The organism is Mesorhizobium sp. M1423 (assembly GCF_040317575.1).
Taxonomy (GTDB): domain Bacteria; phylum Pseudomonadota; class Alphaproteobacteria; order Rhizobiales; family Rhizobiaceae; genus Mesorhizobium.
The window spans coordinates 1-22,401 of record NZ_JAMYKU010000017.1 but is presented as its reverse complement, the minus strand read 5'-3'; the positions used below and the strand labels follow the sequence as shown (position 1 = coordinate 22,401).

The 22,401-nt window shown below is 61.9% G+C and carries 20 protein-coding genes and 1 pseudogene; 9 read left to right on the top strand and 12 right to left on the bottom strand.

The features are described from left to right. Positions 1–12: 12 nt before the first annotated feature. The 7 genes and pseudogenes from NKG95_RS20835 to NKG95_RS20805 all read right to left on the bottom strand — a co-directional run. Positions 13–1,101, bottom strand: a complete 1,089-nt coding sequence (locus tag NKG95_RS20835) for a phosphotriesterase family protein (protein WP_353042285.1) — start codon at positions 1,099–1,101, stop codon at positions 13–15. Next, on the bottom strand, positions 1,098–2,102 hold the full coding sequence (locus NKG95_RS20830) for an ABC transporter permease (protein WP_353042284.1): 1,005 nt from the start codon (positions 2,100–2,102) through the stop codon (positions 1,098–1,100). Before NKG95_RS20830 ends, NKG95_RS20835 begins: the two co-directional genes overlap by 4 nt. After that, entirely contained in the window at positions 2,099–2,896 is a 798-nt protein-coding gene (locus tag NKG95_RS20825; RefSeq protein ID WP_353042282.1) for an ATP-binding cassette domain-containing protein, read from the bottom strand. The genes NKG95_RS20830 and NKG95_RS20825 overlap by 4 nt, the downstream gene beginning before the upstream one ends. Before the next feature lie 74 nt (positions 2,897–2,970). After that, a complete protein-coding gene (locus NKG95_RS20820) occupies positions 2,971–3,909 on the bottom strand; it encodes an ABC transporter substrate-binding protein (protein WP_353042280.1) in 939 nt (312 codons plus the stop codon). A gap of 116 nt (positions 3,910–4,025) precedes the next feature. After that, entirely contained in the window at positions 4,026–4,637 is a 612-nt protein-coding gene (locus NKG95_RS20815) for a cupin domain-containing protein (RefSeq protein WP_353042279.1), read from the bottom strand. Between the two features lie 1,146 nt (positions 4,638–5,783). Further along, positions 5,784–5,981: a nuclear transport factor 2 family protein gene (locus tag NKG95_RS20810; protein WP_502913972.1), complete on the bottom strand. Its 198-nt coding sequence runs from the start codon at positions 5,979–5,981 to the stop codon at positions 5,784–5,786. A gap of 26 nt (positions 5,982–6,007) precedes the next feature. Further along, positions 6,008–6,524: pseudogene (locus NKG95_RS20805) on the bottom strand (IS91 family transposase); the annotation flags it as partial. A gap of 329 nt (positions 6,525–6,853) precedes the next feature. Between NKG95_RS20805 and NKG95_RS20800 the strand changes: the two are divergent. The 8 genes from NKG95_RS20800 to NKG95_RS20765 all read left to right on the top strand — a co-directional run bounded on the left by NKG95_RS20800 (position 6,854) and on the right by NKG95_RS20765 (position 16,584). After that, positions 6,854–7,996, top strand: a complete 1,143-nt coding sequence (locus NKG95_RS20800; RefSeq protein ID WP_353042275.1) for an MFS transporter — start codon at positions 6,854–6,856, stop codon at positions 7,994–7,996. 649 nt (positions 7,997–8,645) lie between these two features. Then, complete coding sequence (locus tag NKG95_RS20795; RefSeq protein ID WP_353042273.1) at positions 8,646–9,194, top strand: dihydrofolate reductase family protein; 549 nt, start codon at positions 8,646–8,648, stop codon at positions 9,192–9,194. Between the two features lie 677 nt (positions 9,195–9,871). Next, positions 9,872–10,960: a sedoheptulose 7-phosphate cyclase gene (locus tag NKG95_RS20790; RefSeq protein WP_353042271.1), complete on the top strand. Its 1,089-nt coding sequence runs from the start codon at positions 9,872–9,874 to the stop codon at positions 10,958–10,960. Between the two features lie 283 nt (positions 10,961–11,243). After that, the gene (locus NKG95_RS20785) at positions 11,244–12,479 is read left to right on the top strand and encodes a family 4 glycosyl hydrolase (protein ID WP_353042269.1); all 1,236 of its coding nucleotides are present in this window, start codon (positions 11,244–11,246) and stop codon (positions 12,477–12,479) included. Continuing rightward, positions 12,469–13,545: an ROK family protein gene (locus NKG95_RS20780; protein WP_353042267.1), complete on the top strand. Its 1,077-nt coding sequence runs from the start codon at positions 12,469–12,471 to the stop codon at positions 13,543–13,545. The genes NKG95_RS20785 and NKG95_RS20780 overlap by 11 nt, the downstream gene beginning before the upstream one ends. Continuing rightward, positions 13,532–14,587, top strand: a complete 1,056-nt coding sequence (locus tag NKG95_RS20775) for an alcohol dehydrogenase catalytic domain-containing protein (RefSeq protein ID WP_353042265.1) — start codon at positions 13,532–13,534, stop codon at positions 14,585–14,587. Before NKG95_RS20780 ends, NKG95_RS20775 begins: the two co-directional genes overlap by 14 nt. A gap of 2 nt (positions 14,588–14,589) precedes the next feature. Beyond that, complete coding sequence (locus NKG95_RS20770) at positions 14,590–15,540, top strand: sugar phosphate isomerase/epimerase family protein (RefSeq protein ID WP_353042263.1); 951 nt, start codon at positions 14,590–14,592, stop codon at positions 15,538–15,540. 15 nt (positions 15,541–15,555) lie between these two features. After that, positions 15,556–16,584, top strand: coding sequence for a hypothetical protein (locus tag NKG95_RS20765; protein WP_353042261.1), 1,029 nt, complete (start codon positions 15,556–15,558; stop codon positions 16,582–16,584). Between the two features lie 28 nt (positions 16,585–16,612). Here the strand turns inward: NKG95_RS20765 and NKG95_RS20760 are convergent, their stop codons facing one another. From NKG95_RS20760 to NKG95_RS20740, 5 genes are read right to left on the bottom strand one after another with little or no spacing between them, the layout of a single operon-like run. Then, positions 16,613–17,611, bottom strand: coding sequence for an NAD-dependent epimerase/dehydratase family protein (locus tag NKG95_RS20760; protein ID WP_353042259.1), 999 nt, complete (start codon positions 17,609–17,611; stop codon positions 16,613–16,615). Continuing rightward, positions 17,608–18,486, bottom strand: coding sequence for an NAD-dependent epimerase/dehydratase family protein (locus NKG95_RS20755; protein WP_353042257.1), 879 nt, complete (start codon positions 18,484–18,486; stop codon positions 17,608–17,610). Before NKG95_RS20755 ends, NKG95_RS20760 begins: the two co-directional genes overlap by 4 nt. Next, positions 18,483–19,400, bottom strand: coding sequence for a nucleotidyltransferase family protein (locus NKG95_RS20750; protein ID WP_353042255.1), 918 nt, complete (start codon positions 19,398–19,400; stop codon positions 18,483–18,485). Before NKG95_RS20750 ends, NKG95_RS20755 begins: the two co-directional genes overlap by 4 nt. After that, entirely contained in the window at positions 19,397–20,590 is a 1,194-nt protein-coding gene (locus tag NKG95_RS20745; protein ID WP_353042253.1) for a glycosyltransferase, read from the bottom strand. The genes NKG95_RS20750 and NKG95_RS20745 overlap by 4 nt, the downstream gene beginning before the upstream one ends. Beyond that, positions 20,590–21,453 carry a class I SAM-dependent methyltransferase gene (locus NKG95_RS20740; protein ID WP_353042251.1) on the bottom strand — a complete coding sequence of 288 codons (864 nt, stop codon included), beginning with the start codon at positions 21,451–21,453 and terminating at the stop codon, positions 20,590–20,592. The genes NKG95_RS20745 and NKG95_RS20740 overlap by 1 nt, the downstream gene beginning before the upstream one ends. 298 nt (positions 21,454–21,751) lie before the next feature. Between NKG95_RS20740 and NKG95_RS20735 the strand changes: the two genes are divergently transcribed. Beyond that, positions 21,752–22,366, top strand: a complete 615-nt coding sequence (locus tag NKG95_RS20735; RefSeq protein ID WP_353042249.1) for a tyrosine-type recombinase/integrase — start codon at positions 21,752–21,754, stop codon at positions 22,364–22,366. Positions 22,367–22,401: the final 35 nt, after the last annotated feature.

Below are 22,401 nucleotides of genomic sequence, written 5' to 3'. Positions count from 1 at the left end.
ACTCTCGGCCGCTTAGAGCTGCGCGAACACGCTCTTCGGATTGGCGATCAGCATGCGGTCGATGGCCGCCTGCTCGACGCCGTGACGTTTCAGGCGCGGTATGAAATGCTTCAGGATATAGCCATAGCCGAAGCCGCCGAAGCGCGTCAGCATGATCTTGAGGAAGACGTCCTGCGACAACAGAAGGCGGTCGCCGAAACCGGCCTCGACAAGGTTCGCGATAGCCCGTGCATTCTCCTCGTCGGAGGGCGATTGCGCGTCCTGGTCGGCATAGTAATAGTCCATGCCGATCATGTCGTATTCGAGGAACGCGCCGCGCCGGGCGAGGCTTGTCTGGTAGTCGGGGTCGTCGTGGCTCGGGTTCATGTGACAGAGCACCGTGTGACGAAGATCGGCGCCCTCGGCCTCGACGATATCGAGCACCTCGTGCGCCAGCCGCTCCCAGCCCGGCAGATGGATCGACAGCGGCACGCCGGTGATGCGCGAGGCGCGCGCCGAAGCTGTCAGCGACTTGCGCTCCTCGGCGGTGAAATCCTTGCTGACGCCGACCTCGCCGATCAGCCCGGCCATGATCGGCGGCTGCGTCTCGCCGCCGCCGACATCGTTGACGATGAATTCGGTCACCGCGTCCACATCCATGGCCTTCAGCCATTCGGGATGGGTGTGCTCGAGATAGAAGCCGGTGCCCATGACGATCTTCAGGCCGGACATGCGGCTGATGCGGGCGAGCTTTTCGGGATTGCGGCCGATGCCGATATTGGTGGCATCGACGACGGTGTGGCCGCCCAGCGCGCGATAGCGCTGCAGCTCCGACAGCGCCAGGTCGGCGTCGTCGAGCGAAACGTTGTCGCGGTTGACGTAAGGGTTCATGCGCAACTCGCCGATGATCTCGATGTTCACCGGCTGCTCGGCGATCGCCATGTCATCGGGATGGCAGGGGCATTTCCAGCTGCGCGCGCCGTCGAGCAAGATGTGCTCGTGCATCAGCGTGACGCCCATCTCCTCGACCGGAAGCGGGCCGAGCACGGTCATCACATGGCCGGTTTCGACCCCAATCGCCAGCGGTTGCCCGGGCGCTGCGTCATCGAAGAGATCACTCATCGGCTTCGCACCGCGCCACGGAACAGGCGGAAGTTCAGCCAGATGGCGACCAGGATGATCGTTCCGGTGACGATCGGCGTCAGGAATGGCGACAGATGGGCCAGGATCAGGCCGTTGCCGATGACGGCCACGGTCAGCGCGCCGAGCACGGTGCCGATGATCGTTCCACGGCCGCCGAACAGGCTGGTGCCGCCGAGCACGACGGCGGCGATGACTTCCAGTTCGAAACCCTGTCCGGCATTCGAGGATCCCGATCCAAGCCGGGCAGCAATGATGATTCCGGCAAGGGCTGCCGCGGCGGCGGAAATCACATAGACGAAGAGCGTCGTCTGCCGCGTGTTGACGCCGGCGCGCCGCACCGCCTCAGCGTTGGCGCCGATGCCGGTGACATAGCGGCCGAACGGCGTCTCGTTGAAGGCGAGATAGGCGATGGCCAGGATCGACAGCGCGATCAGCGCCGGCACCGGCACGCCAAGGAACCAGGCACGGCCCAGCACGGTGAAAGCGCTTCCGGGCTCGATCGGGATCGAATAGCCGCCGGTGATCAGCAGCGCCACGCCACGGATCACCGAAAGCCCGGCAAGCGTGACGATGAAGGACGGGATGCCCTCATAGGCGATGAAATAGCCTTGCACCGCGCCAAGCAGGGCACCGAGCGCCAACATGGCGAGGATAGCGACTGGCCATGGCAGGCCGAACTGCAAAAGCGTCGCCGACAGCGTCGCCACCAGCGCCAGTACCGAGCCGACCGAAAGATCGATGCCGCCAGTGGTGATGACGAAAGTCATTGCCGCGGCGACGATCAGCAGCGGCGCCGACTGCCGCAGGATGTTCAACAGATTGGGCGACGTCAGAAAGGCGTCGGTCGCAACCGAGAAGATGATGCAGACGACCAGAAAGAACAGCGCGATCGAGACGACACTGCCATTGGCGAGCAGCGCATCGCGCCAGGTGCCCTTGTGCACTCGTGAGGGCTGGGCGGCGTGGATCGTGTCGCTCATGGCGGCGCTCCACCGCGATGGCCATTGGTGGCGGAACGCGCACTGAACTTGCGGCCAACGATCAGGTTGACCACGTCTTCGATATTGGTCTCGCCGATCAGCCGCTCGGCGACATTGCGCCCTTCATACATGACCTGGATGCGATCGCAGACGAGGAACAGATCCTGCAACCGATGGGTGATCAGGATGACGCTGACACCGCGCGCGCTGACCGCGCGGATCAGCTCGAGCACCGCCTCGACCTCGGCCACCGCAAGCGCTGCAGTCGGCTCGTCCATGATCAGCACGGCCGGCTCGAACGAGGCGGCGCGGCCGATGGCAATCGACTGGCGCTGCCCGCCGGAGAGGTTTTCGACCTTGAGCCGCGTGTCGGCAATGACGATACCGAGCCGATCGAGCATCTGGCGCGTCTCGTCGTGCATACGCTTCTTGTCGAGAAAGGAAATGCCGGCGATGCGGCGGCGCGGCTCGCGGCCGAGAAACAGATTGCCGGCGACATCGACCGTGTCGCAGAGCGACAGGTCCTGGTAGACCATCTCGACGCGCGCCGCACGTGCGTCCGCCGGCGAGCTGAAGATCACCGGCTTGCCGTCGATCTCGATGGTGCCGGCGTCGGGAACCACAGCCCCCGACAGCACCTTGCTCAATGTCGACTTGCCGGCGCCATTGTCGCCGACCAGCCCCAGCACCTCGCCCGGCTTCAGCGTCAGCGACACGTCATCGAGCGTCTGGATGGCGTTGTAACGCTTTGAGATGCCGCTCATCCGCACCCGATAGGTCTGGCCACTGCTCATCTGGGATTCCACGCGATTGCCAGGTATCCGCGGCGCAGCTTCAGGCGGCGCCGCGGCTCGGTCGCCGACGCAGTTTACTTGAACATCGCGCGGTATTGGTCGACATTCTTCTTGGTCACGATCGTCACCGGGATATTGATGATCGGATCGATTTTCTCGCCCTTCTTGAGCTTGCCCAGCGCTTCGACCGCGGCCTTGCCTTCGCCGGCCGGATCCTGCTGCACGACCGCGACCACCCAGCCGTCGTCGATGCCCTGAACGGCCTGCTTGGTCAGATCCCAGCCGAACACCTTGACGTCGCCGGTGCGGCCCTGGCTGGTCACAGCCGAAACGGCGCCGAGCAAGGCCGGTTCGCCGGTCGCATAGAGCGAGTTCATGTCCGGATTGGCGGTCATAAGGTTTTCCGAAGCGCTCAAGGCAGTCTCCTGAACGTTCTGGCCGTCGACCGTGTCGAGGAAGGTGACGGCCTGGCCGCTTTCGGTCACCGCCTTCTTGAAACCGTCGAGCCGCTGGTTCTGGATGAATGAATTGAGTGCGCCGACGATACCGATCTTGGCCTTGCCGCCCATCTCGGTCTTCACATAGTCAGCGTAGAATTTGCCGATGTCCTCGCCGGCCTTGGTGTTGTCGACGCCGATGAACGAGATATTGTCGCCGTCGGGGATCTGCGCGTCGATGGCTATGACGGGAATGCCGGCCGCCTTAGCCGCGGTGATCGCAGGCTTGACCCCGTTGACGTCGATGGCGACCAGAATGATGCCGTCGACTTTCTGCGTGATGTAGTTCTCGATCGCGTCGTTCTGCGCGCTCGGCACATTGTTGGCGTTGAAAATGACCAGCTTGGCGCCGGCGGCGTCGGCTGCCTCTTGCGCGCCCTCGTTGATCTGGTTGAAGAACAGGGCCTGCTGGTTGATGTTGACGAGTGCGAACGTATCGGCAAGCGCCGATCCCATGGCTGCCGAGCCCATGGCAATGGCGGCGGCACAGCCGGCGAGAAGTTTGAACAGACGCATTTTCGGTTCCCCTTGCTTGCGGACCAGACCGGCTGGTTCCCGTTGGTGCTACAGGCACGAGGCAAGCATTCAAGAGACTTGAATATTTGTCAATCCAAATGAACGCCGAGCGTTGCTCAGAAAGTCGCCGGCGTGTTGACCCAGAAAATGCTAGCGCGTTCCTCGCCGATGTTGCGGTAATGATGCGGCAGCTCCGACCTGAACACGAAGGCATCGCCCATGGCGAGAGCATGGCTCTTGCCGTCGACGATCAACTCGATCCGGCCGGCGAGGACGTAGCCGACTTCCTCGCCGGCATGCTGGATCGGACCTTCGCTCTCGCCGTCTGCCTCGATGTGATGGATGTTGCATTGTAAGAGGTGGCCAGGCGAATACGGAATGATGCGTTCGAGCGAAATGCCCTCGCCACGCCGTAGCGCGTCGAGCGCAATCAAAGGCCTTGCGCCCGCGCGGAATACGATCGCCTCGTCGTCATCGACTTGCTCGAACATCCAGCCGATGTTGGTGTCGAGAACCTCGACCAGACGGTGAAGCATGGGCAGGGACGGCGAAGCCTTGCCGTTCTCGATCTTGGACAGCAGGCTTTCCGAGCAATTCGCAGCCGCGGCCAGGCTCTTCAGCGTCATGCCGCGTGTCTGGCGGGCGAGGCGCAGCCGAGTTCCAAGTCTCGCGGCATTTACGGTGGCGTCCGTTTCTGACTCTGGCCGCCGTCGATCGATTTTGTTCATCTGTTCGCCAACCATTCAACGGTCAAGGGCAACTATCGCGCGAGCAAAAGACCTCGGCCGACGATTTGCAAGTGCTGATGCGTCAAATTCGAGACTGCAGCCGTAGCTCCGGCATCTGGCGAATGCTGCTCCCGCATGAACCGTGCCGATGATCCCGCGCCAGTTATCCCCTATCGCTTGGCTGTCCATCGTGGTCGAAATCGCCAGCCGTTACCGTGTTGCGTCACGTGGCGAGTGGACTTGGACAATGCGGGCAAGGCGGGCCACACAGCCAATCTACACAACCACGGCCGCGCCGACACGATAAAATCGGGACTGTCACCGAATTTGCGGAGTCCGCCAGAAATCACCCGCGGCAGCGCCCCATGGAGTTACCGCCCCGGGGCGCGCAGGCTCTCGGTAGCGGCGACGTACTCAATGAAATCCCTGGGGCAGTCGCGCACGGCTTGAGCTTCGACAATTTTGAAGAAAGTTCAACAGAATTAATGGACTAGCACCTTGCGGATGTGAATTGCGGAAGCGATGCGCGGTTAATGCTTTAGAAGTATAGACACATCGACACGAGGTGCGAAGAAGCAACGCCAATACAGCTGATTGGTTACGACATATTTATTTTCGCAGATATGGTATTGCCCGTCCGGGGATTCCTGTACACGGTCCCGTGGGATGGTGAAATTATGCGGCAAATAAGTGTAACCACCGTCTACCCTGGACCGCACCGAAGACCGAGGTACGGCGCGGCAATCAGAACCACCGCAGCACTTGAATTTGGTCTGCGGGTCAATCTTGTCTTCGTACCAATCATGGGCGTTAGCGGCTGTTGCGGCGGCGATACACATTGCCGTGAAGATGAGCCTTCGCATGGCATTCCTCAAGTATCTGGCAGGCGCTGCTCGTTCGGGTTTCCATGTATATTAGCGTTCCATTGAAAATGCCATTGGCCTCCGACCGACTTAACGCAGCTCCAGCAAGCGACGGTCGCAATTGAACGACCGCATTGGGTCACGTCATGACACACTTGCACCGACCAAAGGTCCGCTCTTGTCGCTCCGGGTTTGAAAGCCGACCTTCTGCTCTGCGCCTCACAAATCGACCGTTCACCTACGAACCCCTGCCGCGTGAAAGCCGACATCCCTATTGAGGACATTAGGCGTTCCGGAACTGCGGCAAGAGATCCGTCACAGCGCGCCCACTTCCGTCCATAGCCATAGGGAAGCTGGCATGTTCGTGGATGATTTTCCAAGAACCGGCGATGCGCCTTAGCACGATGGTTCGCCGGCTCCAGGAGTCGACCTTTGTGCCATCGGTCTTAATGCCAGTCATGCGCGACAGCCCGAAGGCCACTGCAAGATCGCCGTCGATTATGAGCTGCGGGTGTTCGAGATCGCGACCCGGTGCGTGTAGCGCGACAGGTAGGCGAGCACCGCTTCCGGGCCGGCGAAGGGCGCCTTGGCGTAGACCACCCAGCGCTTCTTCCGGACCGGCGACAGGTGGCGCAGGAATGCCCGCCGTTCAGCGAGATGAGCAATTGCGCCGAAGAAGGCGAGCCGGCCAGCGTCGTGCAGCGCGACCAACCGAGAGAGGAACAGGCGGCGGAACAGCTTGCCGAGCACGCGCACCGGCAGCAGGAAGCCCGGACGCGACGATATCCACCGGCTTCCGTCCGGCGAGATGCCACCGCCCGGCACGATCATGTGCACGTGCGGATGGTGTATCATCGCCGAGCCCCAGGTATGGAGCACTGCGGTGATGCTGATGCGCGCCGAGATGCTTCGGATCCGCCGCGATCGTTAGCATCGTCTCCGATGCCGCACGGAACAGCAGGTCGTAGACCGCCGCCTTGTTGTGGAAGGCGATGTCGGCGACCTCGGCGGGCAGCGTGAACACGAAGCAACGGCCGGTTCTTGATCTCTACCTCAACCGCGGGCGCGCCCTCCCGCGCAGCGGGTTCATTCTACGGCCCCGAAAGGCTGGCGGACAGTGGCCCCTTCCTGGACATTACCAAAGCAAGATCATGGGGAATTCTGACCCACTTCCCGAACTTCATGGCCTTCGCCTCGCTGGAATGTCTAACGCGACTCCGTCATGATCTCCCAGCCCTGTCGAGCGACGCTGCCCCAAGCCCGTGGTGCCGACGCAGGCGATGAGGGCAGGCTAGATCAGTGCAGCGGATTCACCCGGCGACTTTCCTTTTTGCGGCTCGAGCCTTGCGCGACATGGGTGACGGCTTCGTGGCCGTTCTGTTGCCGGTCTATCTCCTCGCATTAGGCTTTGCACCTCTGCAGGTCGGCGTCATCGCGACCGCGTCGCTTCTCGGTTCAGCGCTCTTGACCATCGGTTTCGGACTCCTTGGCGCCCGGTACGATCACCGCCAACTCCTGCTTGCCGCCGCAAGTCTGATGGTCGCCACGGGTGCGGCCTTTGCTGTGGTCCACGACTACGCCCTGCTTTTGTTGATCGCGTTCGCAGGCACAATCAACCCATCGGCCGGCAGCGTCAGCGTCTTCGTGCCCTTGGAGCATGCCGTGCTCACACGTGAGGTCACTGACGCCGCGCGGACCAAGATGTTCGCGCGTTACAGCCTTGTGGGTGCGCTCGCAGGCGCCGTTGGCGCGCTCGCTTCGGCAACCCCTGATCTTCTGGCTCCAGTCGGCCTCGACCAACTCACCGGTATCAAGGCGATGTTCGTGCTCTATGCATTGCTCGGCCTGTTCGGGGGCCTCCTTTATGAGCGGATCCCGCGGCGCCGTCCGACGTCGGACGCCGGCACCGCGTCCGCGCTCGGCCCCTCGCGCAATATTGTTTTCAAGCTTGCGGCACTTTTTAGCCTTGATGCTTTCGCCGGCGGCTTTGTCGTCCAGTCGCTGCTTGCCCTATGGCTTTTCGAAAAATTCGACCTGTCGCTCTCGGAAGCGGGCTTTTTCTTCTTCTGGTCGGGCGTACTTTCGGCGTTCTCATTCCCCGTTGCAGCTTGGCTGTCTCGGCACATCGGGCTCATCAACACAATGGTGTTCACACATATTCCGTCCAGCCTGGCCCTGATGCTGGCGGCGCTTGCGCCGACGCTCCCTCTGGCGCTCGCTTTGCTGCTGATTCGCGCCGCACTTTCGCAGATGGATGTGCCCACGCGCTCTTCCTACGTGATGGCGGTTGTCACCGAGGTGGAGAGGGCAGCCGCCGCGAGCTTCACATCGGTCCCGCGCAGCCTGGCCGCCGCAGCCAGTCCCGCGCTGGCGGGCGCTCTGTTCGCTGCCTCGTTCCGGGCTTGGCCCCTCCTCATCTGCGGTGCACTGAAGATCGCTTACGATCTGCTGCTGCTGATGCAGTTTCGGCACCTCAAGCCGCCGGAGGAACGGTGATGCAGCCGCACTGGTTTGGGGTGTTTGACCAGGATGGGTCAATGGCGAAGGAAAACGTTGGAAAGGTTGTCGATCACTTCCGGCTGTCGCCGAGCGCGAAATGTCGCCTCGCTTCCTCATGACATTGTCTGCCGCACTTTATCTGACATCATCGGTGTTTGCCGGGGCAGGATCACCCGTTCCGTCGAACGTCTGCTATCGAGCGTGGAAAAGCCGCTGCAGAAGGTCCGCATCGGGTCAGCTCACGACGATGCCCACGCCGACCTGAATGTCCGCTCGTGAAGATCCGCAGCCTGAAGCTGCCAGTCCACTGTCGGCCCATAGAATCCCGGTCAGCAATGCGCCGCATGTCGGTCTTAGAGTCAGCCGTTGCCTCTGCCCGAAAGCAGACACCACATTGCTTTCTGCGTGACGGCATCTGTGCGCCGGTAGCGGATGTCTTGTACTCGCCAGCTCTTCCTGTCAGCGGATAGGCCACCAGTCACCCAGCTGTTCAAGTGTAAGGTTGATGGGACAACGCAGGGCTCGTTTGCGGCATGAACGCTTCCTTCCATACCGCTTGCGATTTGCAAACAGTTGCGATAGCGTTTGACCGCTTGCAAACTACAAGCAGTTTAATCTGTGAACCCACTATGAGAAGGGGCTGGTCATGGGCAAACTTATCTTGGGAATGAACGTCTCCATCGATGGCTATGTCGATGACCTTGCCGGAAATCTGGTCATGGGCGCACCAAGCCAGAAGCACTTCGATTACTGGATCGAGACGATTCGCAACCATGCCGGCGCTGTGTATGGCCGCCGGATGTACGAGGTCATGCGCTACTGGGACGATGATCACGCGGAATGGGATGCTTCGCTTCGCCAGTTCGCGACACTCTGGCGCAAGCTGCCGAAATGGGTCGTTTCGCGCACGCTTTCAGGGGTCGGCCCGAAGGCCACGCTCATCTCCGGCGATATTGAAACGCAGATTCGCGAGATCGCGGCCCGCACGGACGGTACCCTGAGCGTTTCCGGTCCGGAACTGGCCAGCCTTATGACCAGGCTGGGCCTGATCGAGGAATATCACCTGCACGTGAGGCCGTTCGTGCTCGGCAGGGGCAAGCCTTTCTTCCACGAGGCAAGGCCTCCGCTGCAACTGGTGTCGAGTACATTGATCGATGACGATACGGTTCACATGATCTATGTGCCGCGAGACTGAACTGTAAGGCGCTTCAGCGCCAACATGGGAACCAACCTGTACGTTCGCAATGGGCCTGATCCCGGACCTTCGCACCGAGGTCTCAGATGTCCGCTTGCGTGCTGGGTACCCTAGCAGCGGACGGTCTGCTGTCGGCCCAGAGCCGCCAGTCTGCAATGCGCCGCATAGTCGTCATTCAGGCGTTTTTGCCGCTGCCTGGAGGCAGACATTTCCACCGGAGCAGCTGTCGGATGATGGCGACAGCCCTGCTTGGACACCGCGGCGATCCGTACAGAGTTCGCGCCTAACCTTCCAATGGATATCGTGGATCCTCCAGATGCCCAGTGGCGAAAGCAGGGGCCTCCAGACCAGTGTTGTCTGTATTCTCCCAAACGCTCAGGCCGGTGAAGTGACTGCCAATCGTGACTTTCATCTACAACCAGACAGCGCATCGGTCGAACAGATGAAGCCGAATAGATTCATAGACAGTACATGATAGAGGGCGCGGAACGACTTTGCTCTCAAGCATGCCGGTTAGGTGTTCTGCATAAACCTCGGGCTCGATCATGTGGATACCGACCCAAGAGCAAATGTCCCTTAGGTCTTCCCGTGACCACACCTTCGATGTCACTCTTTTCGAGAGTGTGCACTCATCAAATTTCTGCAAGTGGATTGGCGTTCATGCCCGCGATCGAACCTTGCTGGCGGTCACCACCCCGACTGTCGACAGGCTGTACGGCAACGCGATCCGTGCAGCGTTCGCAAGCGTCGATCTGAAGCCGTCGTGGCTCGTGTTGAATTGCTCCGAGCGGACGAAGACCATGAAGTCCGTGTTGACCGTTTGTCGCGCAGCCTCTGACGTCGAGATCGATCGCCGGGGTGCGTTGGTGTCGATCGGGGGCGGCGTCTGCTCAGACATCGTGACGCTGGCGGCCTCGATGCTTCGTCGGAGTTTGTCTCACCTTCGCATCCCCACGACCTTGATTGGGCAGGTCGATGCTGGAATCGGATTGAAAGGTGGCGTCAATTTCGGAGAAAGCAAGAACTACCTCGGTTGTTTCCACCCACCAGAAGCTGTCGCGGTGATCCCGTCATTGCTTAAGACCCTGGGCGTTGACACCGTCAGACAGGGGGTTGCCGAGATGATCAAGGTTGCCTGCACCTCCGACACTGAGCTCTTCCATATGATTGAAGAGGCTCGCGGAGATAGGTTGGAGTCCTGGTTCCTTGACGGCGACGTGTTGGCTCACGAGCCCATCGAGCGCGCCATCGCCGCCATGCTAGGAGAGCTTTCGAAAAACCCCTTCGAGACTACATCGTACGAGAGGGCGGTAGATTTGGGTCACACGATCGCTCACCCGCTTGAAGCTTCGACCCACTACGAGCTCCACCACGGCTTTGCCGTCGCGATCGACCTCGCCTTTTCCAGTGTGCTCGGCTGGCACCTTGGTTGGCTCAAGGAGGAAACGGCCTTGCGCATAGTGGACCTGCTGGTCGCCGTTGGTTTGCCGGTGTGGCACGAGCATCTGAACGAAGACTTGGTCTCGAAATCGTTCCGGGCCGCTGCCAAGCATCGAGGCGGCAATATCAATATGGTGGTGCCGACCGACATTGGCCGCTATCGCTTCCTCAAGCAGGAAGATCAGTGTCCGCCAGGGCTCATACTTGAGGTTCTGACCTACTTGCGCGCTCGGAGCTGGCAGGACGTTGTTTCCAACAGCGGCTCGGCTCGATACGGGGTGGAACTTCCTGCCGACGCAAATCTGGTCAGGATTGGCGTGCAATGAGCGCAGGGTACCTCATTTCAAGGCCTAGTCCGGGGCGAATTTCAGCTTATAGCGACGGCGGTCCACCTCTCGGTCGGCTGTGGGCGGACGGACCAACAGTATCGCGCCGTTCGCCTCTCATACATCTCCACCTCGACTTCGCCGACCTCGGACCTGACGCGGGGCGGTTCCCCACTGGTGAGGCTCTTGGCGGCGAACGACCGGAATTGGCGGTCAGGTGGTCAATACCCCAAGAGGAGGCCGCTAACGTCGCTGCGGCCGTCGGCTCGCCCCGGCAGTCCTGATGACGCGGGTCAGCGTCCTCGGCGGCAGTTCGCCCTTCACGGTGGCGCTCGTCGATGCGATTGAGGCAAGCGAGGCGCTAAGTCACCAATTGCACAAGTGGGAGATAGTCCTCCAAGGGCGCCACGTGCAAAACCTCGATGCGGTCGCACACTATGCCCGCCACCGCCTCGGAGGATTTGGAACCTCGGTCAAATCTACTACGGACCTCGATGCGGCCCTGACCGATGCCGAGATCGTGATTGTCCAGACGCGCTTCGGCGGGCTTGAGGCGAGGGCCAGTGACGAACTCTTCGCAAGCGAACTGGGATGCATCGCTGACGAAACTTTGGGACCCTGCGGCCTGCTATCTGCCTTCCGCCAAATGCGGCCGGTGGATGATCTCGCGATCCGCGTGAAGACAATCTGCCCCGGGGCTTTCGTCGTGAACATGATCAACCCGCTGAGCCTGACGACGGCCATGATGCTCCGACGCGGCGTGACGGCGGTCGGCATCTGCGAGCTTCCCCACGCCACACTCCAGGCTTTCGCAGGGGCGCTGCGCATCGATCCGAGCGAACTTTACTGGAGTTATGAAGGCCTCAATCACAGAGGCTTTATCCCCGTCGCCCGGACCCGTGACGGGGAAGATCTCCTGCAGCGTGTCGTCCGGTCGGCCCCAGATGCCGCGACGCAGATGTACCGGGACGATGTCCTGCGCCTTGGTGCAATACCGACGAAATACTTCGCTGTTTTCGACGGCAGATCTTCGCACGGCAAGGGTCGGGCGGTCGCACTCATGTCTCTGCGAGATGCTATTGCCAGGGATCTGATCGCGAATCCTACACAATGCCCGGCGCAAATAGCAAACCGCGACATGCCTTGGTATGCGCAAGCTGTCGTTCCGCTCGTCGCCGCCCGCGTCGGAGCGCAGCGCTACGATGCTACCATAAACGTTGCAGTGGATGGCCCGCTCGTTCACGAGCGGCGAGCCCGCGTCTTCGGTGACCGCATCGATATTCTTGATCCCGCACCAGCGGACGGTCCATTCCGCGACTGGCTCGCGGCGTTCGAACATCACGAACGATTGTGCCTGGCAGCGCTCGACGATCCAACTCCGTACACGATCGGTGCAGCGCTCGAAGCCGATCAAATTACGCCTTGCGACAATGTTCGGAATGCTGCTGCACGAATTTTCCGGACCTGGCGCAATGCTGCCAACAACGGCCAACCATGCGAGACCGGCAATGTCCAATAGGGAAGTTGCTGTCTTTGATATCGGCGGCACACATTTTCGTTCGGCCGTTTGGACAAATGGACAGCTGGGTCCAGTGACGCGACGATGTGCAATCAACTACCTCAACACTGCTCACGACAGTCCCGTCGAGCTTCAAGAAGCGTTGGCAGCCTATCTGGTGGCCGAGACCAACCGCCTGCAGCTGGAGTGCAAAACCGTTATCAAGCATGCAGGGATCTCACTGGGAGCACCTGTGAACGCTTCAAACGGTCGTGTGCTGCAATCTGGCCCACTCTGGGGTCCAAGGTCAGGATCCTTCGAACTTCAGGGCGCGTTGACGCGTCTTCGACCGGACATCGGCTGGATGATCGCGAATGACGTGACGGCCGGACTGGCCTCCTACATACGGACCTGCGATCCCGAGAGGCATTCGCGTATCCTGTTCGTCACGGTGAGCACCGGAATCGGGTCGAGGCTCTACGATTTCGCACGAGGCGGTGTGCCGGTCGATCCCGTACATGGGCTACAGGGCGAGATTGGCCATATCAAAGTAGAAGCTTTCTTCCGCGGCACGCGTCTTAAATTTACCTGTGATTGCGGAGGATGCGACCATCTGAACGCCTATTCGTCAGGACGCGGCGTGTTGAAACTGCTGCGGGAGTTATCACCCCACTATCCTGACGACCTAGCGGCCTCGACGATGGCCGCGGCACGGGACGGGGACGACGATGCGATACTGTCGGCGTTCTCGCGTGGAGTGGCGGCAGGTGATGTTCTCGCCTTAGAGGTTCTCGCTACAATCACTCGGCCGCTGGCACTTATCTTCTCGGTGCTGCTGACGCACGATCCGCTACTTGATGCAATTGTTCTGACCGGGGGTGTGGTGGATGCACTCGAGCCAGCCTATTCGGCTAGCCTTGATCGGCAATTCCGCGACCACGGATTGTTCCAGGTCACTGAATGCGATCCGTCCTACCTCGCCCGCCGGCTCCGTATCGTCGCTCCGGGGGACCTGTCTGGACTTATCGGTGCCGGCCATCTCGCCGAAATGGCGCAGGGAGGGCAAAGCATCCATGTTTTCCGGTGATCGGATCAGCTTGACCGGATCGAATTCGCATCTCGCTCTGGTGCGGCCGCCGGGCAAGGGAGCCCCAAGACTGGAGCGGGTCGGGAAACTCGCAGCGCTACCAGGCGATTTTGTGTGCCGGACCCTCATTGCCGGCGTCTGCGGGACCGACCTGCAGATTCTGCGTGGCGTGCGCGAAGATCCAGCGCGGGTCCTTGGCCATGAGGGCGTAGCGGTTGTTGAAGAAGTGGCTGCGAAAGCGGACCAGCACTGGTTGGGTGCGACGATCGCAGTGAATCCGACGCCAGGCTGCGGCCCCGTCGAACTCGGCCACACTCTCGATGGGATGATGCAGCAACGCTTCCTTGTGCCTGCTCGGTGGAGGTCCCAGGTGGTTCCATCGCCCACAGAATTGGCTGCCGATCTCGCTATTCTCGCTGAGCCACTCGCATCCGTCCTGACTTGCGGAGGCATTCTCAAGCAGGTCGCGGAACCGATCCGTGTGTTGGCGGTAGGGCAAGGTACGATCGGCCAACTGCTTCGCATTGCGCTCGGCACTGTCTGCGCTTCGGTTCGGGACGTCGTCGTCACCGGGACGAAAGGGACGGCCGGTATTGAGCACGGAGCATTCGACACTGTGATCTTATGTTCCTCGCGGCAGGATGTTGCGGCCGCCCTCACTATCGGGCTCGACGCCTTGTGCAATGGTGGCATCCTTCATCTCTTCGGAGGTCTCCCATCTGAGTTTCGAGACCCGCGTCTGCCGGGGGTCAATCTCAGCGAAATCCGCGCACGAAACACCGGCGGACGCGTCGGTTGGCCGCTGACCGAGCAGTGCCAGACCATCGGCCAAAAGCGGGTCTCGATTACGGGGCACCGCGGTTGTTCCAACGCGACGGTGACCCGGGCCATGCTCGACCTCAGCGCTCGCCCTGATACCTATCGACCCCTTCTTACGATCATGGCAGACCCGGAAGAAGCTATCCGCACCCTGCGCGACGCTGTCGGCAATCCGCCAGTTAGATCCTGGACCAAGCTTGGGATCGACTTCCGGAGGTGGTGAACGTGAGCGAACATCCCTTGACGAGCCACGCGCATTTGACTGTCGCGCAGAGCGCCTATCGATCTCAAATCGGGGTCGCGTTGTGGAAGGTGGGGGATCGGGGCTTGGCCGGCTTTGGCACCGCCGCCGCCGCGGGTCTCGATCACGTTCAAGTCGACTTGGGTGGCCCGAACCGCGGGCCTGATCTCACGGATGTCGCAGTCCTGGCGGCCTTCAACACAACGTCACGCCGCTTTGCGCTTCCAATCAACGCCCTCGCCATCAATCGGCTCAACGATCTTGGCCTCACGTCGCCAAAGGGTAGCGAGGAAGCGCTGGAGGTCCGGCGAAGCATCTTGCAGGCGATTAGAGTGGCAGGCCGTCTGCGAGTGCCCAAGATCATCATTCCCGGCTTTCGCCAGAGCCTCGTTCGTACGCCACAGGATGCGGCAACAACAGCCGAAGTGCTGCGTTTCGCAGCTGGTCCCGCCCGGGCCGCGGGGATTAGTTTGGCATACGAAAGCGGGCTTGACGCCGAAGGGACACTGCAGATTCTTCAGGCAGTTGGCCAGCCGGGAGTGAGCGTACAGTTTGACACCGGAAATCCCGCTATCTATGGGCATTGCGCAGCCTCCCTGTGGGCGCGACTTGCTGACGTCGCCGCGCCGGATGTCCACATTAAGGATGCCGTAGGGGTGTCGGTCGAGAAGAGTGTTCCGCCAGGCGACGGTGTGGCTGAGCTGGAACTTACGTTTGCTGCCTTCGCGCGCCAACGCAGGCCAAGATCCTTTACACTCGAGGGCGACTATAGCGTCGAGCCAGAATTTCGCATCCGTCGCGACCTCGCTCGACTGAAGACGTTGATCATAAGGTCGATGTTACCGGGTGACCGGGATTGCGCCGATGGTGCTGGTCGCGAAGGTGAAAGCGGTGTCCCCGGGATGGAGGGCACGGTCTCTGCTTCCGTGCGATAGATGGGCGGCTGTACAATGAAATTTACCATCGCGAATGCCTACCGGCTTGCAACCGCCTGTCTCGTCACGCGGATCGTCTCTGAGCCGGTCGCTGCGGCGCAGATCATCGAGCCGCGAACTGGCGTCGCGCTGACAAGCTCAGGACTGCCGCTCAAAAGTCTTGGTCCTTGTTTTGATGGCTCAAGGATTGTCGGCATGCGCAAACTGTGCGTATCGGCATTGCTCATCATCTTGATTGACGGCCAGTCCGCACTGTCGGCTGAGGAGGGCGGCAAGACCCTTCATTACACCTCTGGCGGCTCGGGTGCTGCGATCGCGGCCGCGGGCTTCAACCTCGCTGACGTACAATCTGTGGAGCAACTCAATGCGCTCCCTCCCGGGATGAAGGGACTGATATGGCTGGACGAATCTGGCGGAGTGACGCCGCGCTTCATTGCCAAGGTGAAGCGATTTATCGGCAACCCGAAGCTGTTCGGTTTTCGCCTCTGTGATGAGCCGGACATCACCGGCAAGTATCATTCACCGGCAGTTAGCCCGGCGGCTCTCAAGGCCGAAGCCGACTGGATCAAGGCCAATGTCCCAGGGGCGGTGACGTTTGTTACGCTGATGGACATGGGGTCTTTTGAAGCCCCCAGCTTCATGAACACCTTCAATCCCGCCAACACCGGGATCGATTTCTTCGGCCTCGATCCATATCCTGTGCGCGGCAAAGCGTTCGATCTGGATTTCATCGACAGGACGGTCAAGGCGGCCGTTGCCGCTGGCATCCCGCTTAACAGAGTTGTGCCTGTGTTCCAGGCCTTCGGCGGCGGCAACTGGAAGACCTATACCGGCGCTGCCATGGACGTTTATAGACTGCCAACACCAGACCAGGCGAACCAGATATTCGCGCGCTGGGCCACTTACTCTCCCGCTCCTGTATTCGACTTTGCCTATGCGTGGGGATCGCAGAACGGGGACACCAAGCTGGGCAGTACCAGCCCAGAGGCACTAAGCCTTCGCGCGGTGTTCAAGGCACACAACACGGCGCAGCCTTCGCAGTAGGCCCCATTTCCGTTGACCGTGTCCACAGTCACGCATTGGTCGCCAGTTCGAGATAATACTGCATCACGTTGCCGAGACTCTGCGCAAGATCGACACGAGGCTGCCAGCCGAGCGAGCGCAGCCGGCTGACATCGACGACTTGCCGCCCGATATCCACGGCCCGTCCCGGCAATTGCGTCAGCGCCGGACAGGCAATCCCAGCCGCTGCGACGAGCACGTCGTAGACTGTGGCGATCTGCGTCTCGGACCCTGAGGCGACGTTGTAGAAAATTTCTCCGGCCCCCGCGAGGCCGATCGCGACCAGCGCATCGGCCACGTCGCGCACATCGATAAAGTCGCGCCATGCGGTTAGCGGGCCTAGGGCGATGCCATCCCGGCGCCCCATCCTGAGCTCGGTGAGTTGGCTGGCGATGCGACCGGCTATATGGCGCTCCTCCTGGCCCGGACCGACGACGTTGAAGATGCGCGCCACGCGGCCATCGATCTTTCCCGCGCGCGTTGCGATCCGCACGATATCCTCGCTGGTGCGCTTGGTCGCGGCGTATAGGTCGATCGGCTCTGTCGCGCCAGTTTCGACCAATGGCATGCCCCCACCGCCGAGTTCGCCATAGATCGAGCCGGAGGATCCTAGAACCAGCACCGCGTGATGCGCCGCCAGCGCATCGCAGAGATGACGCGTAACGACAATGTTGTTGGTCACCAGGCGTTCGAACGGTTCGTCGCGCAGCGATCCGGCAAGATGGAAGACGATGTCCGGCGCCGTTTCCGCGATCAGCCGCGCCGTTGCGGCCGCATCCGACAGGTCGGTTGCGACATATGAATAGTTCGGCCCGTCGGGCAGCAGAGCGTTTGGCAGCGGCGCGGCGCGCTCGGCACCGCCGGGATGGATGTTATGCGTGAAGTGTGTCGCATTGTCCGGCGAGCGCCCAACGCCGACCACCCGGCAATTGCCGTAATCGCACAAGGCGCGCACTAGATAGCGGCCTATGAACCCTTGCGCGCCGGTGACCAATATCGTCCGCGTCACGCCATATCACCCAGGCAATCGCGCACCCCATCGGCCAGGGCGATCTCCGCCCGCCAGCCAAGCGTCTCGCGCGCCAGCGACACGTCGGCGACGAGATGCGCGATGTCGAGCGCGCGCGATCGGTCGCCCTGTTCCTCTACGATCAACGTGTCCGGCCCGCCGCTGATCCTGGCGAAGGTGGCGGCGAGCGCGGCGACGTCGGTCCCGGTGCCGGAGGCCAGGTTAAGCGTGAGGGCGCCCGGCTCATCGCGTGCTGCGGCCATCAGCAATCCCCGCGCCAGATCGTCAACATGCACGTAGTCGCGCGTCGTATCGGCCGAGAAGACGCGCATAGGCTGTCGCAGATACGCCAGTGCCGCCAGCCGGCCGACCAGCCCGTTCGCGCCCATCCCCGGGCCGTAGACGGAGAAAGGCCGAACAATGACTGCCGACCTCAAGGCTCCTCGACGCACCGCACCCGAGACGAGTTGCTCTGCCGCCGCCTTTGCCGCGCCATAGGGCGAGAGTGGCAGGAGCGGAGCGCTCTCTGATACGTACGCTGGGTCGACGCGACCGTATACCTCGGCCGACGACACGTAGACGAAGTGCTGCACGCCGATACGCTCTGCAGCGGCAAGCAACGTCGCAGTGCCCAATACATGTGCACGGGCGAATGCCGCGGGCGCATCGAACGAAGCTGCAACGGAACTTGGCCCGGCAAGATGAACAATAGTGTCGATCCCAGAGAACAACGCCTCCAGGGCTGGCTGGTCGCAAATGTCGATCGCTCCCGCTTCCCCTTCGATCGGACCGACATGCCCAACGCAGGGATTCTCGCCAATCCGGCGCAGCACCGCCCGGCCGATGAAGCCGTTCGCGCCGGTAATGCCGATCACACCCGGTGCCCTCGTGCGGCGAGGCGGCGACGCATCGGCTCCGGCAACTCGTCACCGCTGAGCGCACACGCAGGGTCGACATGGACACGCAGCACGCCGGCTTCCGTCATCGCGTCGCAGACATAGCTTGCATTGCCACCCGCGACGCGGATCTCGCGCGTGACCTCCCCCGGCCACCATGCTTCGAAGGCGGTATCGCGCATGAGCAAGGCTTCGGCGTCGACCAGTTTTGTGGCGTCATTGACGTCGATCCATAAGGCTTGGTGGCGATACAGCCGCACCACCCCGCCATCAGCTATCAGCAAGTTGGCGGCATCGACCAGGCCGAGCGGCGTGCCCTGCGGAAGGCTGCTCAATGCGGAAGCGCTCACCACTGCCAGCCCGCTGCCGACCAGGATCGGATAGACTGGCTTCTCGCGATAGGCGGTAAGCAGGTCGGGATTATTCGCATCCACCTCGAGCGCACCATAGGGCATGCGGAATGGCTCGTCATGTGCCGCCAGCGTCATTGCCGCGCCGGACGCTCGATGCGCTGTGGCCAGCGCCGCCAGATCGAGCGTGGTAAGATTGTCGGCATAGACCACAAGCACGTCACTCGCATCGCCCAACAGCATCGTTGCTGCGCCGAAATTGCCCAGCGGCACCTCCTCGATCAAGGGCGCTAACACCACACCGATGCCGGCCGCGCGCGCAGCGAAATCGGCGATCCTGTCCGCCTCACGCACTGCATCGGCACGGGTCAGTGCGATCAAAATGCGGCGGCATCCGCCGCGCGCCATCATCCAGATGTTGCGTTCGAGCAGGCTGACGCCCCCGACCTCGACCAGAGGCTTGCGCCCGGCTACGCCGGAGCGCGCCATGCGCTCGCCCTGTCCGCCGGCCATGATCAGGCCGGTCCATGCGCTCCCGCTCATCGAGTTGTCTCGATGCCAGTGCGGCGCATCGCTGCCAGCGTCGTCTCCACCATGTGCTGACGCGTGAAGCCGGACAAGAATCGCGCATATGCTGCGGTCCGCAGTCGGTCAGCGAGGCTGGGGTTGCGGATCATCCGCTCCAACGCATCGGCGAGCGATGCTGGCGCGTGCGGCGGCACGAGCAGTCCGTCGATTTCGGGCCGCAGGAAGTCGCGCACCCCGACATTGTCGCACGCGACGATTGGGCACCCCGAGGACGCGGACTCGAGCAAGGCGGTCTGCAATCCCTCGCGATACCAAGATGGGATGCAGGCGATGTCCGCCCCGGCATATAGCGCGGTTATGCTCGGCTGGTACCCAATAAACGCCACATCGGGATAGGAGCGTGCACGCGCCAGTTCCGCACCCGTCAGCGCGTCGGCGCGGCCGCTCATCGGGTTCGAGGTGAACACCATGCGATGCGCCACGCCCCGCTCGGACAGGATGCCTGAGGCGGCGGCCGCGTCGAGCACCCCCTTGTCGCGCAACAGTCGCCCGGGGACGAGTATCGTCGGCCGCGCGCCGACCGCGCGCGCTTCCTTGTAGGGGAAGTCCTCCGGCATGACGCCGCAGCCGCCGGTGACAATCACGCGGTCCGGTGCGACGCCGGTGCGCTTGATCAGTTCGGCCTTGTCCTCGCGATTGTGGACGATAACGATCGCGCGCCGGCTAGCGAAGACGACGCGATAGACAACACAGATCAGCCGCGTCGTCAGGCTGTCACGCTGCGCCACTGAGAAGCACGCGCCAAGTCCGGTGACCAGATAGATGGCATGCCGGTTGCTCAGTCGAACCCACGGTCCGGCCAGCATGATCGACAGCGCCGACCACAAGATGAACACACTACCCGGACTGAACAGCGCCGCGCGCGCCGCCATCAAGCTCGTGCGCGCCAGCCGCAAGAGGCTCGGCCGCCCGCGATTGCGCGAGAACGGCATGGTCCGCGTCGCGACGCCAGGCGCCAACGCATCGCGTGCGGCATCGATCGCCGGCCTCGAATCCCAACCGGCGCTGGTGAGCCCGTTGTCGTCCGGCGACCACACTTCCACGGCGTGGCCAGCCTCGGCCAAGGCGGTGCTGACATGGTTGAAATCGGAAATCCAGCGCGGTAGCGCCGTGACGATGACGATGATGCGGCGTCCCTTGCGCATCACGCGCCGTCGGTCTTGTGCCGTGCGGCCACGAACGCGGTCTGCGGGCCTCCCATCGGGAGCCACCGGCCTATCCCATAGCGCAGGAACATGTGCAGCCGGTAGTAGGGGGCGGCGGCCCAGCCCTGCGCGAGAGGAGCATTGCTCTCAGGTGCGGCCGCGACCCGTCGGCTGCCCAGCACTGTACTGAGCGCAGTCGAAAGCCCTACCGGATAGCGTCGCATCGCGATCAGCCTCAGCCCGGCTGCGTCCAGCAAACGTTCGATGGCCGGCGCATCGAAGAACCACATATGCGTCGGCATGTTCGGCCGCCCGACAAGCCGCTGCCAGAAGGGCGACAGATTGGAAAACAGCCCGACTTCGAAGCACACCGTGCCTCCCGGCGCCACCTTCGCCGCAATCGCCCTTAACGCTGCGACCGGATCGGGAAAGTGGCTTAACAGATCGACATGGAAGGTGGTGTCGTAGTGCCCTTCGGGTAGACGGCTGTCCTCGATCAGCGCACGCTCCACTTTGATACCGAGGGTGCGTTCAACGCGCGTGGCGCGTTCGTCGGACGGCTCGACCGCCTCGACCGTGAAACCGGCCCGGATCGCCGCCGCCGTGAACTCGCCGTCACCGCAGCCAATCTCAAGCAGCCGTCCACGCCTCGTAAATGCCTTCACCCAGCCGACCCGCGCACGCGCCGGCGCGGAATAATAAACGCGGTGATGATGATCGATCGTTGCGTCCGCCAGACGAGCCGGCAGCGGATCGATATAGATGACCCCGCACGCGCACTGCCGTCCGCTATATGCTCCTTCGCGCAGTGCAACCGGACCGGCATTGGTCCGGCAGATTGGACAGGCGCCCGCTTGTTGCACGTCTCATGCCCTCCATACCGGACCCATCATACGCGCAGCGGAACGCTTCTCTGACATCTATCTGGATGATGGGGCCTACACGTCGTCTCTTTAAGGCGACGTTCCACCCGCGATGCGGCGCCGGCACCCGTCGCTGCCACCATCCTCTGATCCGTAACCGACAACCCGCGCAAAATCTCCCGCCAGATTGAGTCCGGTATCTTGGATTTGAAGCTGCAAGCCGTCGTTCCGCTGATGGCCCCTACCTGTTCTCCTGAACGTTCGTGCTCTGGCCAACAGTGGCCAGAGGAGAAACGATATGGGACATTCGCAGTATGACCTCACCGGACGGGGTCGTTCCGCTTGGAACGCAGGCACGAGAGTGGGCGTCAAACGGCCTCTGAAGGTTCGTCAGATTTGGGAAATCCGGTTCTTTCTTGACCGCGAAGGCCGATCACGGGACCGAGCGCTGTTCGATCTTGCGATCGATAGCAAGTTGCGTGGTTGCGACCTAGTGAAGCTTAAGATCGGCACGTTGGTGAGTGGCCCTGAGATTCGGACCCGGGCCATGGTTGTGCAACAAAAGACTGGCAGGCCAGTCCAATTCGAACTGATGGCAGACACTCGAGCAAGCCTACTTGCATGGCTCGAACGTAGAGGTGGAACGGTCGACGATTTTGCCTTTCCCAGCCGGGTCGATCATGCCGGCCATTTGAGTACAAGGCAGTATGCGCGCCTGGTCGAAGAATGGGTTTCGGCGATAGGCCTTCGCTCTGAGGATTATGGCACCCATTCGCTTCGTCGTACGAAGGCCTCCATCATTTATAAGGCCACCGGGAATCTCCGCGCAATTCAAATTCTGCTCGGCCACACCAAGATTGAGAGTAAGCGCTGTTCTCAGGCCACGGCCTTTAGCTCGGGCGCCCGGATGTAGGCCCAAGGCAGCAGGTCGTCGATCTGGCTGTTCGG

Bases quoted from the DNA above. Each gene is read 5' to 3' on its own strand.
- NKG95_RS20780 (WP_353042267.1), top strand. From the start codon at position 12,469: ATGTCCAATAGGGAAGTTGCTGTCTTTGATATCGGCGGCACACATTTT.
- NKG95_RS20775 (WP_353042265.1), top strand. From the start codon at position 13,532: ATGTTTTCCGGTGATCGGATCAGCTTGACCGGATCGAATTCGCATCTC.
- NKG95_RS20765 (WP_353042261.1), top strand. From the start codon at position 15,556: ATGAAATTTACCATCGCGAATGCCTACCGGCTTGCAACCGCCTGTCTC.
- NKG95_RS20835 (WP_353042285.1), bottom strand. From the start codon at position 1,101: ATGAGTGATCTCTTCGATGACGCAGCGCCCGGGCAACCGCTGGCGATT.
- NKG95_RS20825 (WP_353042282.1), bottom strand. From the start codon at position 2,896: ATGAGCAGTGGCCAGACCTATCGGGTGCGGATGAGCGGCATCTCAAAG.
- NKG95_RS20800 (WP_353042275.1), top strand. From the start codon at position 6,854: ATGGGTGACGGCTTCGTGGCCGTTCTGTTGCCGGTCTATCTCCTCGCA.
- NKG95_RS20745 (WP_353042253.1), bottom strand. From the start codon at position 20,590: ATGCGCAAGGGACGCCGCATCATCGTCATCGTCACGGCGCTACCGCGC.
- NKG95_RS20795 (WP_353042273.1), top strand. From the start codon at position 8,646: ATGGGCAAACTTATCTTGGGAATGAACGTCTCCATCGATGGCTATGTC.
- NKG95_RS20820 (WP_353042280.1), bottom strand. From the start codon at position 3,909: ATGCGTCTGTTCAAACTTCTCGCCGGCTGTGCCGCCGCCATTGCCATG.
- NKG95_RS20735 (WP_353042249.1), top strand. From the start codon at position 21,752: ATGGGACATTCGCAGTATGACCTCACCGGACGGGGTCGTTCCGCTTGG.
- NKG95_RS20830 (WP_353042284.1), bottom strand. From the start codon at position 2,102: ATGAGCGACACGATCCACGCCGCCCAGCCCTCACGAGTGCACAAGGGC.
- NKG95_RS20750 (WP_353042255.1), bottom strand. From the start codon at position 19,400: ATGAGCGGGAGCGCATGGACCGGCCTGATCATGGCCGGCGGACAGGGC.
- NKG95_RS20815 (WP_353042279.1), bottom strand. From the start codon at position 4,637: ATGAACAAAATCGATCGACGGCGGCCAGAGTCAGAAACGGACGCCACC.
- NKG95_RS20785 (WP_353042269.1), top strand. From the start codon at position 11,244: ATGACGCGGGTCAGCGTCCTCGGCGGCAGTTCGCCCTTCACGGTGGCG.